Source organism: Streptococcus sp. Marseille-Q5855 (assembly GCF_946901985.1).
In the GTDB taxonomy this organism is placed as follows: Bacteria; Bacillota; Bacilli; order Lactobacillales; family Streptococcaceae; genus Streptococcus.
Genome location: NZ_CAMPPR010000006.1, coordinates 198,047 through 212,545 on the forward strand (window position 1 = coordinate 198,047; position 14,499 = coordinate 212,545).

The window sequence follows — 14,499 nt, forward strand, 5'->3', positions numbered from 1 at the left end:
CAGTGTTTTGAGCTGACTTCGTCAGTCTTATTTACAACCTCAAAGCAGTGCTTTGAGCAGTCTACGGCTAGCTTCCTAGTTTGCTCTTTAATTTTCGTTGAGTATTAAATTATTTCATTGTCAAAGTATAGCTTTTTTAAAACTCGAAAGCAAGAAAAAATCAACTGAAAGTGTCTCAGCCGATTGGAAAGGCTCGCTTTAGGCTAGAAAGCATCTTATTTTCTTCATTGAAAAAAGGCTTTCTTTCTGCTATAATCGTATAAAATACTTACTTTAGGAGTTCTTATGAAGGTTGTTAAATTTGGAGGTAGCTCTCTTGCCTCTGCTAGTCAATTAGAAAAAGTTTTAAACATCGTAAAAAGCGATCCAGAGCGTCGTTTTGTAGTCGTTTCTGCGCCTGGTAAACGCAATGCTGAAGATACTAAGGTTACGGATGCCTTGATTAAATACTACCGCGACTATGTTGCTGGTAACGATATTAGCAAGAGTCAAAGCTGGATTATCGACCGCTATGCTGCTATGGTTAGCGAATTGGGACTAAAGCCAGCTATTCTAGAAAAAATTTCTAAAAGCATTCGTGCCTTGGCCACTCTTCCTATCGAAGAAAATGAATTTCTCTACGACACTTTCCTAGCAGCCGGTGAAAACAACAATGCTAAATTGATCGCAGCCTACTTTAATCAAAATGGGATTGATGCACGCTATGTTCACCCTAGAGAAGCTGGTATTGTGGTCACAAGTGAACCTGGTCACGCTCGCATTATTCCATCAAGTTATGACAAGATTGAGGAATTGACAAATGCAAATGAAGTTCTTGTCATTCCTGGTTTCTTTGGAGTTACCAAGGAAAATCAAATCTGTACCTTCTCACGTGGAGGCTCAGACATTACAGGTTCTATCATTGCTGCTGGTGTCAAAGCTGACCTTTATGAAAACTTTACGGACGTTGATGGTATCTTTGCGGCTCACCCAGGTATTATCCACCAACCACACTCGATTCCTGAGTTAACCTACCGTGAAATGCGTGAGTTGGCCTATGCAGGATTCTCAGTCCTTCATGATGAAGCTCTTCTACCTGCCTACCGTGGAAAAATTCCTCTGGTTATCAAGAATACCAACAATCCTGATCATCCAGGTACTCGTATCGTTCTAAAACATAGTAGTGATGAATTCCCAGTTGTGGGAATTGCTGGTGATTCTGGCTTTGTCAGCATCAATATGTCTAAATACCTCATGAACCGTGAGGTTGGATTTGGTCGCAAGGTCCTGCAAATCCTTGAAGATCTTAACATCGGTTGGGAACATATGCCAACAGGTATCGACGATCTTTCTATCATTCTCCGTTCTCGCGAACTAACTCCTATAAAGGAAGAAGAAATCCTTCGTCAGTTGGTTCAAAAGGCTGAAGTAGACCATGCAGAAATCGAACACGACCTTTCTATCATTATGATTGTTGGAGAAAAGATGAAGAGTCATATTGGTGTCACTGCTACTGCGACACGCGCTCTATCTGAAAATAAGATCAACATCCAGATGATGTCTCAAGGTTCTAGTGAAGTTTCTATCATGTTCGTTGTCAATAAGGACCAAGAAAAAGCAGCTATTAAAGCCCTTTACAATGCCTTTTTCGGTGAAAGTAAGGAAGACTAGTCATGGCCCAATCTCTTAACAAAACTGTTCTTCTCAGCACGACAGGTACCTCCTACCTCTCTATAGCTGGGAAAGTTGGGAAATTTCTTGTCGGAGATCAGGCTCTGGAATTTTACCCAGATGTCAATGTTGAACAATTTATCCAGATTCCTTGGAGCCATATCAACCAAATTGGAGCTAACGTTTCTGGTCGCAAAATCAGTCGCCACTTCGAAGTCTTTACAGACAAAGGAAAATTCCTCTTTGCCTCAAAAGACTCAGGTGCCATTCTTAAAATTGCACGCGAAAAACTGGGAAATGACAAGGTCGTAAAACTTCCGACCCTGATTCAGACAATTAGCCAAAAATTTAAAAATCTATTTGCAAAAAAGTAGAAACTTTAGTATAATCATAGCAACGGATAAGTAGGTTATCTTCTTCTTTCAGAAAGTCTGCGGGTGCTGCGAGCAGATAGGAGAGATAGGTGAAATTCTACCGTTAGTAACAATTGCATACACATTCGAGTGCACACCTGTGAAGTTGGATGGAACCGTGGCCCTGCCACTCCAACGCTTTGTCAGGTGTGCTTTTTTCATAAAGGAGTTCTTATGTTAGATATCAAACGTATTCGTACAGACTTTGAAGCTGTCGCAGAAAAATTGGCTACACGTGGTGTAGATGCTGCTGTCTTGAATGAGATGAAAGAAATCGATGCTAAACGTCGTGACATCTTGGTCAAGGTTGAAACTTTAAAAGCAAAACGTAACACAGTTTCTGCTGAGATTGCCCAAGCCAAACGCAACAAGGAAAATGCAGATGACAAGATTACTGCTATGCAAAATCTATCTTCTGAAGTCAAAGCCTTGGATGCTGAATTGGCAGAAATCGATGCTAAATTAACAGAATTTACCACTACTCTTCCAAATATTCCAGCTGATAGCGTTCCTGTTGGGGCTGACGAAGACGACAATGTGGAAGTTCGCCGTTGGGGTACTCCACGCGAGTTCGATTTCGAACCTAAAGCTCACTGGGATCTTGGTGAAGATCTTGGTATCCTTGACTGGGAACGCGGTGGTAAGGTAACAGGCGCTCGCTTCCTCTTCTATAAAGGTCTCGGTGCTCGTTTGGAACGTGCTATCTACAACTTTATGTTGGATGAGCATGGAAAGGAAGGATATACGGAAGTCATCACGCCTTACATGGTTAACCACGATTCTATGTTTGGTACTGGTCAATATCCAAAATTCAAGGAAGATACTTTTGAATTGAGTGACAGCAATTATGTCCTTATTCCTACAGCTGAGGTTCCTCTGACAAACTACTACCGTGATGAAATCCTGGACGGTAAAGACCTGCCAATCTACTTCACTGCTATGAGTCCTTCATTCCGTTCTGAGGCTGGTTCAGCTGGTCGTGATACTCGTGGCTTGATTCGTTTGCACCAATTCCACAAGGTTGAAATGGTTAAATTTGCCAAGCCAGAAGAATCTTACGAAGAATTGGAAAAAATGACAGCCAACGCTGAAAACATCCTTCAAAAACTTAACCTTCCATACCGTGTCGTTGCTCTCTCTACTGGAGATATGGGCTTCTCAGCTGCCAAAACTTACGACTTGGAAGTGTGGATTCCAGCACAAAATACCTACCGTGAAATCTCAAGCTGTTCAAACACAGAAGATTTCCAAGCCCGTCGTGCCCAAATCCGTTACCGTGATGAAGCAGATGGCAAGGTGAAATTGCTCCATACCTTGAATGGTTCTGGACTTGCAGTTGGACGTACAGTGGCTGCTATTCTTGAAAACTACCAAAATGCAGATGGTTCTGTGACCATCCCAGAAGTTCTTCGTCCATACATGGGTGGAGCTGAAGTCATCAAACCATAAAAAATAAGGTTTAGCTATTTCTAGCTAGACCTTTTTTCGTAACCAAATCAGATAAGCGCCTAATACAAAGAGTAAAATAATTAAGCAAATAGCGGTTTCAGCCACTACCAAATAATCCAAAAATGGAAGTTTCAAGATTCCCTGAGCCATCTTAAGCGAAGTAGCTGTGATAATGGTCGGGAAAGTGAGGGCTGAGAAGGCTGGTTGAAAGCCTTGCTTTAAAATATTGGGTAGGCGAGTTAAAACAAAGAAAAAGAAGGATTGAGAAGCCAAAATCATAACGATTAAGAGCCAAGTTGGTAGACTCTCTCCTCCAACTCGAACTAGAGAAGCCAAGAGTAGAGAGAAGGGAGCGCAATAGATTCCTTCTTGGCCAAGCAAGGCTAGTGGGAGTGGATGTTTCTTTAAATCGCTATAAATAAGGGGATAGAGATAGAAGGTCAAGAGAAAACCAAAACTCAAGGTCGCATAGGCAATTTCGATGATGCCTACCAGAGGATAGGTCAAGGCAGCCACCGCTATCCCCACATAGAGAACCGTCCAGCTAGGAGTCGCATGAACCCTACGACCTGGACAGGCAAACTTGATGGTGAAATCAGCAATCAAGGCCAAGTCCAAGAGAAATGAAAACCACCAGAGCCCTTGCGCTACCAAAGGAAGATGAGGGAATACGCGAAAGACATAAGTTGATAAAATCATCCCAGCCATGGGAAAGGTTGCCATCCCTGATAAAAGAGGGGGCTTGGTCAATTCTTGCTTGGTTTCCTTCCAATTAAAGAGATGAAGAATCAGAAAGTAAATCCACAAAATCAAACCTGTCAGACTCAACAGATGGGACAGAACCGGCAACGTATCTAAAATAAGATTTCCAGCTCCTGCCAAACCTAGCAAACAACCTGAAAATACTAAGGGGAGTTTTTTCATCCTAACCTCCAATAATCATGTTAGTTTCAGTATAGCATAAAAGCGCTTAAATGAGGGGATAAAAAATGAAGTCCGATTATTTCAGACTTCATTTTACTCAGATATGAATTAAGCATAAGGTTGCAATTCTGGGTTAATTGGGGTATTAGCTAGATTGTTGGCATAGTTACAGAGGCTTGCTAGACTGACACCAAGAACCACATCCAAGGCATTTTGTTGGCTATAACCAGCTTCTAAAAACTCAGCCAAGGCTTCATCTCCTACACGACCCTTGGTATTGATAACTGCCAAGGTAAACTTAGCCAGAGTGTCCAATTTAGGATCTGTTTCAATTGGAGTACGATTGCGAAGAGCTTGAATCAAGTCATCATTCATCTGGATTTGTTTGATGGAAAAAGCTGTATGACCTGCAACACAGAAGGCACAACCATTGGTCACGGCTGCCGTGATTTGCACGACTTCGCGCTCAACGGGTGTCAGGCTATTGCGACGGTTGATAGCTCCGACAGTACGATAAGCCTCTAAAGCAGTCGGTGCATTAGCCAAGAGACCGATTAGGTTGGGAATATAGCCATTGTTATCTTTTTCTACTGTTTCAAGAACCTCTTTCACTTCTGCTGGCGCTGATTCTACTGTATGAATTGTAAATGTTGTCATCATAAAACCTCTTTTCATGTTGTTGAAATCTAGTCTATCACAGATTCTATACCGTGTATAATATATATTTTAAATTGCACCGATAGAAATTTTTTATAAAAGCAAAAAATCACACGCAATGTGTGATTCCATTATTTATTAAAATACTTTTTAGTCTCAGCAATAACGACTGGCGACAAGACTAAGAGGGCAATCAAGTTTGGCAGAGCCATCAAGGCATTGACAATATCTGCGATAATCCAAACCATATCCAACTCGATAAATCCTCCCAACAAGACCATGAGTACAAAGACCACACGGTAGAGCCAGATAAAGCGAACCCCAAAGAGAAACTCGAAACAGCGTTCTCCGTAATAGTTCCAACCTAGAATCGTCGTGAAGGCAAAAAGTACAAGGAAGATGGTCAAGAGGGCAGGCCCAAAATGTGAAAAGACTGTTGAGAAGGCTGACTGAGTCAAGGCAACCCCATTTAAGTCACCACTCCAAACACCAGTTACCAAGATGGTTAAACCAGTCAGAGTACAGATAATGAGGGTATCAATAAAGGTTCCTGTCATGGAAATCAAACCTTGCTCTACTGGTTCATTTGTCTTAGCCGCAGCCGCTGCAATGGGAGCAGAACCCAGACCAGATTCATTTGAAAAGACACCACGCGCAACACCATTTTGGATAGCCATCCGAATGCTAGCACCAGCAAATCCACCTACCGCAGCAAGGGGACTAAATGCTGATGTCAAAATTAAAGCGATTGTGGCAGGGATTTTCTCGATATTAAAGAAAATAACTGTAAGAGTTCCCAAAATATAAATGATAGCCATAAAAGGAACAACGGTAGTTGAAACCTTTGAAATGGACTTGAGTCCGCCAAAGACTGCAATCGCTACAAAGACAGACAAGACGAGAGCTGTGATGGCTGGTGAAATCGCCGTTGTATTTTGGATAGATTCTGTAATCGAGTTGACTTGGGTGAAGGTTCCGATTCCCAAGAGAGCAACCAGTACTCCTGCTACTGCAAACAAAACAGCAAGTGGACGCCACTTTTCTCCCATTCCTAGAAGGATATAGTGCATGGGACCTCCCGCTACTGCACCATGGTCATCCTTGGTGCGGTATTTGATGGCCAAGAGTCCTTCCGCATACTTGGTAGCCATTCCAAAGAAAGCCGCCATCCACATCCAAAAGAGGGCTCCTGGTCCACCAACCTTGATAGCCGTCGCAACTCCTATGATATTTCCTGTTCCAACGGTTGATGCCAAGGCTGTACACAGAGCTGCAAAACTGGATACATCTCCATGTCCCTTATCCTGGATAAAAATAAGCTGAAAGGCCTTGGGCAGACGCAAAACCTGCAAGAGTCCTAGCCGAATAGTTAGGTAAATCCCTGTCCCGACCAATAAAATCAAGAGGGGTGGACCCCAAGCAAAAGCATCAATTGATTTAAGCAATTCTAACATTTCCTTCTCCTATCTTTTCAACCCCAAAAGAAAGAGCACATGCAAGATACATGTACTCTGGAATGCTTAGATAAATGCTAAAAAGCGGTCTATCCTAGCTCTGTCCTTTTACCTGAGAGTTTGAGCAGTTGCCTGCCTTGCCCCTTCGGTGCCTTTACGGTCTCTCCAGAGTTCCGTCCATTTACAGTCATGGAAAATCAAACGATTCCCCACTTCTATTAAACTTCATTCGGTGTTGGTATTTAATTGATTCTTATTTTACAAAAAATGTTGGCTTTTGTCAATGTGTTTATTAGTAAAAATTAGTTCAACAGTTTTTACTTTATAAAGTCCAGAATACTGCTATCCTTTAAAAGTGACAATAGTCGCACCACTGCCTCCAGCATTTTGTGGGGCATAGCCGAAACTCTTGACATGCTTGTTTCTTTGTAGGTATTTGGTGACACCTTCACGGATGACACCTGTTCCGATACCATGGATGATATCAACTTGAGCCATATTGTTAAGCAAGGCTTGGTCGATAAAAGCATCTAGCTCATTCATAGCTTCTTCGTAACGTTTGCCTCGAAGGTCCAGTCTAGCTTGAGGTCCTCGACCAGAAGTTCGTTTCACCACATTGACTTGTTTCTTCTTGACTGGTTTTTCTTGCTGGGCTTGAACGAGGTCAAATTCTTTCTCTTCTAAGGTCATCTTAATCAAGCCAACTTGGGCTTCCCAGCGGCCGTCCTTGAGTTGACTGGTCAAGGTACCACGCTGTCCATAACTGAGCACCACGATATCATCTCCCACCTTTGGAGCTCGTTTTTTCTTGGCCTTTTGAAGAACCTTATTTTTAGATAAGTCTACTTTTTCAGGAGCCAATTTTTTCAATTTAGCCTTGGCTTCAATGATTTCGTGGGGTTTAAGTTGAGATTTACTATGGAGATTCTTAAGAATCTGGTCACTTTCACTGAGGGCCATGTCTACAATCTCACTAGCCTGTTCACGCGCCTTGTTGAGCTCCGTTTCCTTTTCACGATTGAGCTCATTGTAAAGCTTTTTGAGAGCACGGTTCATCTTGAGATTTTCTTGCTCCACCTCACGGATATTATCCAAGCGTTTGCGGCTTTCCAGCGTCTGCTCTTCTAGTTGCTCAATAATCCGATTGACATCATTGTCTTGATCGACCTGCTGACTAGCATCCCCTACGATAACTTCAGATAGGCCTAGACGTTTGGCAATCTCAAAGGCATTGCTTCGACCAGGAACTCCCTGCATAAAGCGATAAGTCGGGCGAAGAGTTGCAGTATCAAACTCCATGCTGGCATTTTGCACAAAGGCTGTCTCAATACCGTAGGCCTTGAGTTCCGGATAGTGAGTTGTAGCCATAGTCTTAACTTGACGCAGGCGAAGGTCCTCCAGAATAGCCATGGCAAGGGCGGCTCCCTCTTGGGGATCTGTACCAGCCCCCAACTCATCCAAAAGTAAGAGTGAATCTTGGTTGACCTTGCCAAGAATATCCACGATATTGGTCATGTGGCTAGAGAAGGTAGACAAGCTCTGCTCAATAGATTGCTCATCGCCAATATCAGCAAAGATTTCTTCAAAAATACCAACACGACTTCCCTTGTCTGCCAAAATCGGCAAACCGGACTGAGCCATAACCTGCGTCAATCCCAGAGTTTTAAGCATGATGGTCTTCCCACCCGTATTGGGACCTGTAATGACAATCGCTGTTAAATCTTGACCAAAATGGACATCATTTGCGACGGCATTTTTGACCAAAGGATGGCAGACATGGAGCAGTTGAATTTCTTGATTTTCTGACAGCTGAGGAACGGCTGCTTGCCTTTCTTGGATAAAGCGGACCTTGGCACGAATCAAGTCCAGATGGCCGATAATCCAAGCATCATTGGCAATCTCAGCCGCATGAGGGCGAACACGTTCCGAGATTTCTTGAAGAATGCGAAGCATTTCATAGCGCTCATCTGCTCGCAAACTGGCAATTTCTTCGCTCAGTTTGACCACCTCACGGGGTTCGATATAGACGGTATTTCCACTAGCAGAAATATCATGAACGACACCTGCAATCTTATTGCGGTAGGTGTTTTTGACTGGTAAAACCTGACGACCATTTCTGCTGGCAACAATCCCTTCTGTCAACATCTGCGCTTTTTGTTTGAGCAAATCTTGCAAGACATCGCGAACCTGACTCTCGCTATCATGGATTTTTCGACGGATGCGCGCCAATTCTTCACTGGCAAAATTTTCAATGAAACCTGCATCATTAAAGGCTTGGAGATTTCCTTGTAATTGCGGAAAATCGTGTAATTTTTCAAACCAAAGGGCTAATTCTTCCAAGCTGACATTTTCCAGATTGGCATAAAAACTTTGCAGCTCTCGGCTGGCAAGAAGCACGCGCTTCAAGAGTAGGAACTCCTCGATATTGAGATCCGCCCCCATCTCCAAGCGCTTGCAGACTCCTGCAATTTCCTTAGTTGCGAGAATGGTAAAATGCGGTTGCTCGACAAAGAGATCCTGCATTTCCTTCATCTCAGCAAAAGACTGTTTGATTTTATCCGCTTTGGCAGTTGGAGCCAACTGTCTCAATTGCTCCAAGCCCTGCTCAGTCAACAAATGGGGTTCAAACAAGGCCTTGACCTTATTGAACTCTAATGTTTCTAATATTTTCTTGTTCATCTTTATTTCCTTGTCTTTGAATGTCTAGGTGTATGATACTCAATAAAAATCAAAAAGCAAACTAGGAAGCTAGCCGCAGGTTGCTCAAAACAGTGGTTTGAGGTTGCAGATGGAAGCTGACGTGGTTTGAAGAGATTTTCGAAGAGTATTAGCTTTTTACATTCTGATAGATTCTAGTCAAATCTGTAAACAAAGGGCTAGGAAAACTCCTGCCCTTTTTATCCGATTAAATTTGTCACCCAGATTTGTTTGAGCCAACTAGTTGTTACCGGTATGCTCTGGATGATGTGTTTTGCGACGATACTCTTTTCAAGAGGATTTTGTATAGCTGCCATGGGAATGGTTGCTAGTATGGTCAAGGTCATTTGCAAGACAAATAAGGTCACCAACATGGACAAGACACCTGCTGAAACTTGGAACAACTTACCACCCAGTTTTTTACTAGGGATCAAGTGTAAGAGGAGACCAAGCAAACGACCGATGCTATAGACAATCCCAAATACAAGCAAGTAGCCGATACCTGCATAAAAGACCTTATCCAGCTGAAAGAGTTGATCCGACGGGAAGAAGAAAGTCCCCTGACCTTCCTGCGGATTTGCATAAGGAAGCAACAAATGAAATTGCTCTCCAAGTCCCTTATAAAACTGGCCAGCCATAAAAGCCGATGCCATGGCTGAAATCAGGTAATAAATCTGTAAGAGGAGACCTCTCCGATAGCCGATATAAAATCCCCAAGCCAAGACCAATAGAAGAAGGAGTGAAATCATAAGGAGTCCTCAATCTTGCTCTGTTCTTGCTTGCAAGTCACGAGCTTGTGACGGAGTTCTTCTAATTCTTGCTCCTTATCGTCAAATTCAATCTCACGACTGAGTTGAGTTGACAAACAGTTGACTGCCAACAAAAGAGCGATTGTTTCATCGTCTGCACTTGGCATTTGTTCTTTAATTGCTTGGTATTTTTCTGTCGCAACCTTAGCGATTTCCTCCATAAAAAGGTTATCATGCTCGCTTGTCAAGGTTAATGATTTTTTCCCGAATGTAAATTTGAATCGATTTAGATTTGCCATAAAATTCACCTCACGATATTATACCAAAATTCGCTAACTTTGTCAGTTTTTACAAATTTGCCTGCTTTTATGGTACAATAGAAACTATGGCAAGTATAACACTCACACCAAGTGAAAAGGAGATTCAGGCTTTTCTTGAACACTATCAAACCAGTCTGGCTCCCAGCAAGAATCCCTATATCCACTACTTTTTGAGACTGCCTCAGGCAACGGTTTCTATCTATACTTCTGGAAAGGTCTTACTTCAGGGTGAAGGCGCTGAGAAATACGCTAGTTTCTTTGGCTATCAAGTTGTAGAGGAAAACAGGGGGCAAAATCTTCCTTTGATTGGGACGGATGAGGTAGGGAATGGTTCCTACTTTGGTGGGCTTGCAGTTGTGGCTTCCTTTGTCACACCTGACCAGCATGACTTCTTGCGAAAACTCGGTGTGGGGGATTCCAAGACACTGACCGACCAAAAGATCCGTCAGATTGCCCCTATTCTCAAAGAAAAAATCCAGCACCAGGCATTGCTTCTCTCACCAAGCAAGTACAACGAGGTCATCGGAGACCGCTACAATGCTGTTTCGGTTAAGGTAGCCCTCCATAACCAGGCTATCTATCTCCTTCTTCAAAAAGGCATTCAGCCTGAGAAAATTGTGATTGATGCCTTTACTAGTGCTAAAAATTATGACAAGTACTTGGCACAAGAGGCCAATCGTTTCAGTAATCCTATCAGCTTAGAAGAAAAGGCTGAGGGCAAATACTTGGCTGTCGCAGTTTCTTCTATCATTGCGCGTGATCTCTTTCTGGAAAATCTTGAAAATCTGGGACGAGAACTGGGCTATCAACTTCCAAGTGGAGCTGGAACGGCTTCTGATAAGGTAGCTAGCCAGATTTTACAAGCCTATGGTATGCAGGGACTCAACTTCTGCGCCAAACTGCACTTTAAAAATACTGAAAAAGCGAAAAAACGCTTAGAAAGGTAAGTTATGAATTCATTTAAAAGTTTCCTAAAAGAGTGGGGATTGTTCCTCCTGATTCTGTCATTACTAGCTTTAAGTCGTATCTTTTTTTGGAGTAATGTCCGCGTAGAAGGGCATTCTATGGATCCTACCCTAGCGGATGGCGAAATTCTCTTTGTTGTCAAACACCTCCCTATTGACCGTTTTGATATCGTGGTGGCCCATGAAGAAGATGGAAATAAGGACATCGTCAAGCGTGTCATCGGAATGCCTGGTGACACCATCCGTTACGAGAACGATAAACTTTACATCAATGATAAAGAGACGGATGAGCCTTACCTAGCTGACTACATCAAACGTTTCAAGGATGATAAACTCCAAAGCACTTACTCAGGCAAGGGATTTGAAGGAAATAAAGGAACTTTCTTTAGAAGTATCGCTCAAAAAGCTCAAGCCTTCACAGTTGATGTCAACTACAATACCAATTTTAGCTTTACTGTTCCAGAAGGAGAATACCTTCTCCTCGGAGATGACCGCTTGGTTTCGAGCGACAGCCGCCATGTAGGTACCTTTAAAGCAAAAGATATTACAGGGGAAGCTAAATTCCGCTTCTGGCCAATCACCCGTATCGGAACATTTTAAGAGACCTAAGAGGCCGAGAGTCACCAATCTCAGCCTCTTCTTCTATCGTGAGAATATGATTATTCACTATCCAGTTTGATTAAGATAGAAACAAAGTTATACTCAATGAAAATCAAAGAGCAAACTAGGAAGCTAGCCGCAGGCTGTACTTGAGTACGGCAAGGCGAAGCTGACGTGGTTTGAAGAGATTTTCGAAGAGTATTAACTCTCACCTATTCATGCAAAGGAATTTTATGGAAGTTTATTTTTCAGGAACCATTGAACGGATTATTTTTGAAAATCCCAGCAATTTTTATCGTATCCTCCTCCTAGAAATCGACGATACAGACGCAGAAAGCTTTGATGATTTTGAAATCATTGTCACGGGCACCATGGCTGATGTGATTGAGGGAGAAGACTATACTTTTTGGGGACAAATTGTCCAGCACTCCAAGTATGGGGAACAACTGCAAATCAGCCGATATGAACGCGCAAAACCAACTAGCAAGGGCTTGGTCAAGTACTTTTCAAGTAGCCATTTCAAGGGGATTGGTCTCAAGACTGCTCAGAAAATCGTCGACACCTATGGCGACAATACCATTGACGAAATTCTGCAACACCCAGAAAAGCTAGAAGGCATCTCAGGGCTCTCTGCCAAAAATCGTGAGGCTTTCGTCTCCACTCTCCGTCTCAACTACGGAACCGAGATGGTCTTGGCCAAACTAGCCAACTACGGCATTCCCAATAAACTAGCATTTCAAATTCAAGACTTTTACAAGGAAGAAACCCTTGATGTGGTTGAAAATTATCCCTACCAATTGGTTGAGGATATCAAGGGCTTGGGATTTACCATTGCTGACCAACTAGCTGAGGAACTAGGCATCGAAAGTCAGGCTCCTGAACGCTTCCGCGCCGGTCTAGTTCATAGTCTTTTTCAGGCCTGTATGGAAACAGGGGACACCTATGTTGAAGCACGAGATTTGCTGGAACAAACCCTTACTCTCCTTGAGTCTTCCCGTCCCGTGGAACTGGACCCCAGCCAAGTGGCCCAAGAACTCTCCTACCTGATCGAAGAAGACAAGGTTCAGCAGGTTGATACCAAGATTTTTGATAACAGTCTCTTTTTCGCTGAGGAAGGCATCCGCAGTCACCTGGTTCGTATCCTTGAAAAAGGAAAACAGAAGAGCCAGGATTTAGAAACCATTCAAAAACATATCACTACTATCGAGGAAGAGCTGGGAATTGAGTATGATAGCATTCAAAAACAAGCTATCTGTGATGCTATCCAGAACAAGGTCTTTATTCTGACAGGCGGCCCAGGTACTGGTAAGACAACGGTTATCAATGGTATCATCGCTGTTTATGCCCTTTTAGAAGGACTTGACCTCAGGAAAAAAAGCAATTTACCGATTCTTCTTGCTGCTCCAACTGGCCGAGCAGCTCGCCGCATGAATGAATTGACAGGCTTGCCTAGCGCGACCATACACCGTCACTTGGGAATGACAGGCGACGATGATACCAGTCATCTGGAAGATTATCTGGATGCCGACTTTATTATCGTGGATGAATTTTCCATGGTGGATACTTGGCTGGCCAATCAACTCTTCTCCAACATCTCTTCTAACAGTAAAATCCTCATCGTGGGCGACAGCGACCAGTTGCCTTCTGTCAGTCCTGGACAAGTTCTAGCTGATCTGCTTCATATTCCCTTGATTCCTCAGACTCGCTTGGAAAAAATTTACCGGCAAAGCGAAGAATCAACCATCGTCACCCTAGCTAGTCAAATTCGACAGGGCATCTTGCCAGCTGATTTCACTCAGAAAAAAGCTGACCGTTCCTACTTTGAAATCGCTAGTGGCCATATTCCTGCCACCATTGAAAAGATCTTAGGCGCTGCCCTCAGAAGTGGTATTCCTGCCCGTGATATCCAAGTTCTGGCTCCCATGTACCGAGGGACGGCAGGGATTGATGCTATCAATCAGCTCATGCAAGACCTGCTCAATCCACCACAAAAAGACCAACTCAGTTTTGAAGCTCCCCAGTGTCACTATCGTAAAGGAGATAAGGTCATTCACTTGGTCAACGATGCTGAAATCAATGTTTTTAATGGAGATTTAGGAGCCATCACAGACCTGATTCCGGGTAAATACACCGAGTCGAAACAAGACGAGATTGTCATTGATTTTGACGGCAACGAGGTCTCTTACCCACGTAACGAATGGTACAAGATTCGCTTGGCCTATGCCATGAGTATCCATAAGTCTCAGGGAAGTGAGTTCCCTGTTGTTATCCTACCTATCACCAGTGCTAGCAGGCGTATGCTGGAGCGTAATCTCATCTATACAGCCATTACACGCGCCAAAAGCAAGCTTATCTTACTAGGCGAATTACAGGCCTTTGACTATGCTACCCAACATATCGGAACTGCCCGAAAAACCTATCTGATTGAACGCTTCAGTGATTTATTGGAGAATGTTGAAGAAAAGCAACCAGCTGTCTCTGAAACTGCCACATCAAGTGCCTCTGAACAATCCTACATCCTAACCGAAGAAAACTGGGACAGCATCCCGGCCATGATTGGGATTACAGATGCAGACCTCAGAGAGATTTTTGGAAAATAGTGCATCAGAAAACCCACCTAG

General features: G+C 43.2%; 12 protein-coding genes and 1 riboswitch. Of the genes, 6 read left to right on the forward strand and 6 right to left on the reverse strand.

The window, feature by feature from the left end; genetic code table 11:
- The first annotated feature begins 285 nt into the window (after positions 1 to 285).
- The 3 genes from OC529_RS07450 to serS all read left to right on the forward strand — a co-directional run bounded on the left by OC529_RS07450 (position 286) and on the right by serS (position 3,512).
- Entirely contained in the window at positions 286 to 1,650 is a 1,365-nt protein-coding gene (locus OC529_RS07450) for an aspartate kinase (RefSeq protein WP_262081855.1), read from the forward strand.
- Positions 1,651 to 1,652: 2 nt separating this feature from the next.
- The gene (locus OC529_RS07455) at positions 1,653 to 2,024 is read left to right on the forward strand and encodes a DUF956 family protein (protein WP_262079511.1); all 372 of its coding nucleotides are present in this window, start codon (positions 1,653 to 1,655) and stop codon (positions 2,022 to 2,024) included.
- A gap of 213 nt (positions 2,025 to 2,237) precedes the next feature.
- A complete protein-coding gene (gene serS / locus OC529_RS07460) occupies positions 2,238 to 3,512 on the forward strand; it encodes a serine--tRNA ligase (RefSeq protein ID WP_262081856.1) in 1,275 nt (424 codons plus the stop codon).
- A 24-nt stretch (positions 3,513 to 3,536) separates the two neighbouring features.
- Here the strand turns inward: serS and OC529_RS07465 are convergent, their stop codons facing one another.
- From OC529_RS07465 to zapA, 6 genes are all read right to left on the reverse strand, one after another.
- A complete protein-coding gene (locus OC529_RS07465) occupies positions 3,537 to 4,436 on the reverse strand; it encodes a TDT family transporter (protein ID WP_262081857.1) in 900 nt (299 codons plus the stop codon).
- Between the two features lie 108 nt (positions 4,437 to 4,544).
- Complete coding sequence (locus OC529_RS07470) at positions 4,545 to 5,093, reverse strand: carboxymuconolactone decarboxylase family protein (protein ID WP_262082047.1); 549 nt, start codon at positions 5,091 to 5,093, stop codon at positions 4,545 to 4,547.
- A gap of 131 nt (positions 5,094 to 5,224) precedes the next feature.
- A complete protein-coding gene (locus OC529_RS07475; RefSeq protein ID WP_262081858.1) occupies positions 5,225 to 6,547 on the reverse strand; it encodes an alanine/glycine:cation symporter family protein in 1,323 nt (440 codons plus the stop codon).
- 90 nt (positions 6,548 to 6,637) lie between these two features.
- A riboswitch (glycine riboswitch) is annotated at positions 6,638 to 6,726 on the reverse strand.
- Positions 6,727 to 6,889: 163 nt separating this feature from the next.
- Positions 6,890 to 9,226 carry an endonuclease MutS2 gene (locus OC529_RS07480; protein WP_262081859.1) on the reverse strand — a complete coding sequence of 779 codons (2,337 nt, stop codon included), beginning with the start codon at positions 9,224 to 9,226 and terminating at the stop codon, positions 6,890 to 6,892.
- 218 nt (positions 9,227 to 9,444) lie between these two features.
- Positions 9,445 to 9,993 (reverse strand): CvpA family protein, encoded by a 549-nt coding sequence (locus tag OC529_RS07485; protein WP_262081860.1) that lies wholly within the window; start codon positions 9,991 to 9,993, stop codon positions 9,445 to 9,447.
- On the reverse strand, positions 9,990 to 10,292 hold the full coding sequence (gene zapA / locus OC529_RS07490; protein ID WP_000002019.1) for a cell division protein ZapA: 303 nt from the start codon (positions 10,290 to 10,292) through the stop codon (positions 9,990 to 9,992). Before zapA ends, OC529_RS07485 begins: the two co-directional genes overlap by 4 nt.
- A gap of 86 nt (positions 10,293 to 10,378) precedes the next feature.
- On the opposite strand from zapA, the gene rnhC reads away from it, so the two are divergent.
- The 3 genes from rnhC (at position 10,379) to OC529_RS07505 (ending at position 14,478) form a co-directional block, all read left to right on the forward strand.
- Positions 10,379 to 11,260 (forward strand): ribonuclease HIII, encoded by an 882-nt coding sequence (rnhC, locus tag OC529_RS07495; protein ID WP_262081861.1) that lies wholly within the window; start codon positions 10,379 to 10,381, stop codon positions 11,258 to 11,260.
- 3 nt (positions 11,261 to 11,263) lie between these two features.
- On the forward strand, positions 11,264 to 11,878 hold the full coding sequence (gene lepB, locus OC529_RS07500; protein WP_101506910.1) for a signal peptidase I: 615 nt from the start codon (positions 11,264 to 11,266) through the stop codon (positions 11,876 to 11,878).
- A gap of 233 nt (positions 11,879 to 12,111) precedes the next feature.
- On the forward strand, positions 12,112 to 14,478 hold the full coding sequence (locus OC529_RS07505) for an ATP-dependent RecD-like DNA helicase (protein WP_262081862.1): 2,367 nt from the start codon (positions 12,112 to 12,114) through the stop codon (positions 14,476 to 14,478).
- Positions 14,479 to 14,499: the final 21 nt, after the last annotated feature.

Excerpts from the sequence above, each read along its gene's own strand:
- OC529_RS07450 (WP_262081855.1), top strand. The coding sequence starts at position 286 with ATGAAGGTTGTTAAATTTGGAGGTAGCTCTCTTGCCTCTGCTAGTCAA.
- OC529_RS07455 (WP_262079511.1), top strand. The coding sequence starts at position 1,653 with ATGGCCCAATCTCTTAACAAAACTGTTCTTCTCAGCACGACAGGTACC.
- serS (WP_262081856.1), top strand. The coding sequence starts at position 2,238 with ATGTTAGATATCAAACGTATTCGTACAGACTTTGAAGCTGTCGCAGAA.
- OC529_RS07465 (WP_262081857.1), bottom strand. The coding sequence starts at position 4,436 with ATGAAAAAACTCCCCTTAGTATTTTCAGGTTGTTTGCTAGGTTTGGCA.
- OC529_RS07470 (WP_262082047.1), bottom strand. The coding sequence starts at position 5,093 with ATGACAACATTTACAATTCATACAGTAGAATCAGCGCCAGCAGAAGTG.
- OC529_RS07475 (WP_262081858.1), bottom strand. The coding sequence starts at position 6,547 with ATGTTAGAATTGCTTAAATCAATTGATGCTTTTGCTTGGGGTCCACCC.
- OC529_RS07480 (WP_262081859.1), bottom strand. The coding sequence starts at position 9,226 with ATGAACAAGAAAATATTAGAAACATTAGAGTTCAATAAGGTCAAGGCC.
- OC529_RS07485 (WP_262081860.1), bottom strand. The coding sequence starts at position 9,993 with ATGATTTCACTCCTTCTTCTATTGGTCTTGGCTTGGGGATTTTATATC.
- zapA (WP_000002019.1), bottom strand. The coding sequence starts at position 10,292 with ATGGCAAATCTAAATCGATTCAAATTTACATTCGGGAAAAAATCATTA.
- rnhC (WP_262081861.1), top strand. The coding sequence starts at position 10,379 with ATGGCAAGTATAACACTCACACCAAGTGAAAAGGAGATTCAGGCTTTT.
- lepB (WP_101506910.1), top strand. The coding sequence starts at position 11,264 with ATGAATTCATTTAAAAGTTTCCTAAAAGAGTGGGGATTGTTCCTCCTG.
- OC529_RS07505 (WP_262081862.1), top strand. The coding sequence starts at position 12,112 with ATGGAAGTTTATTTTTCAGGAACCATTGAACGGATTATTTTTGAAAAT.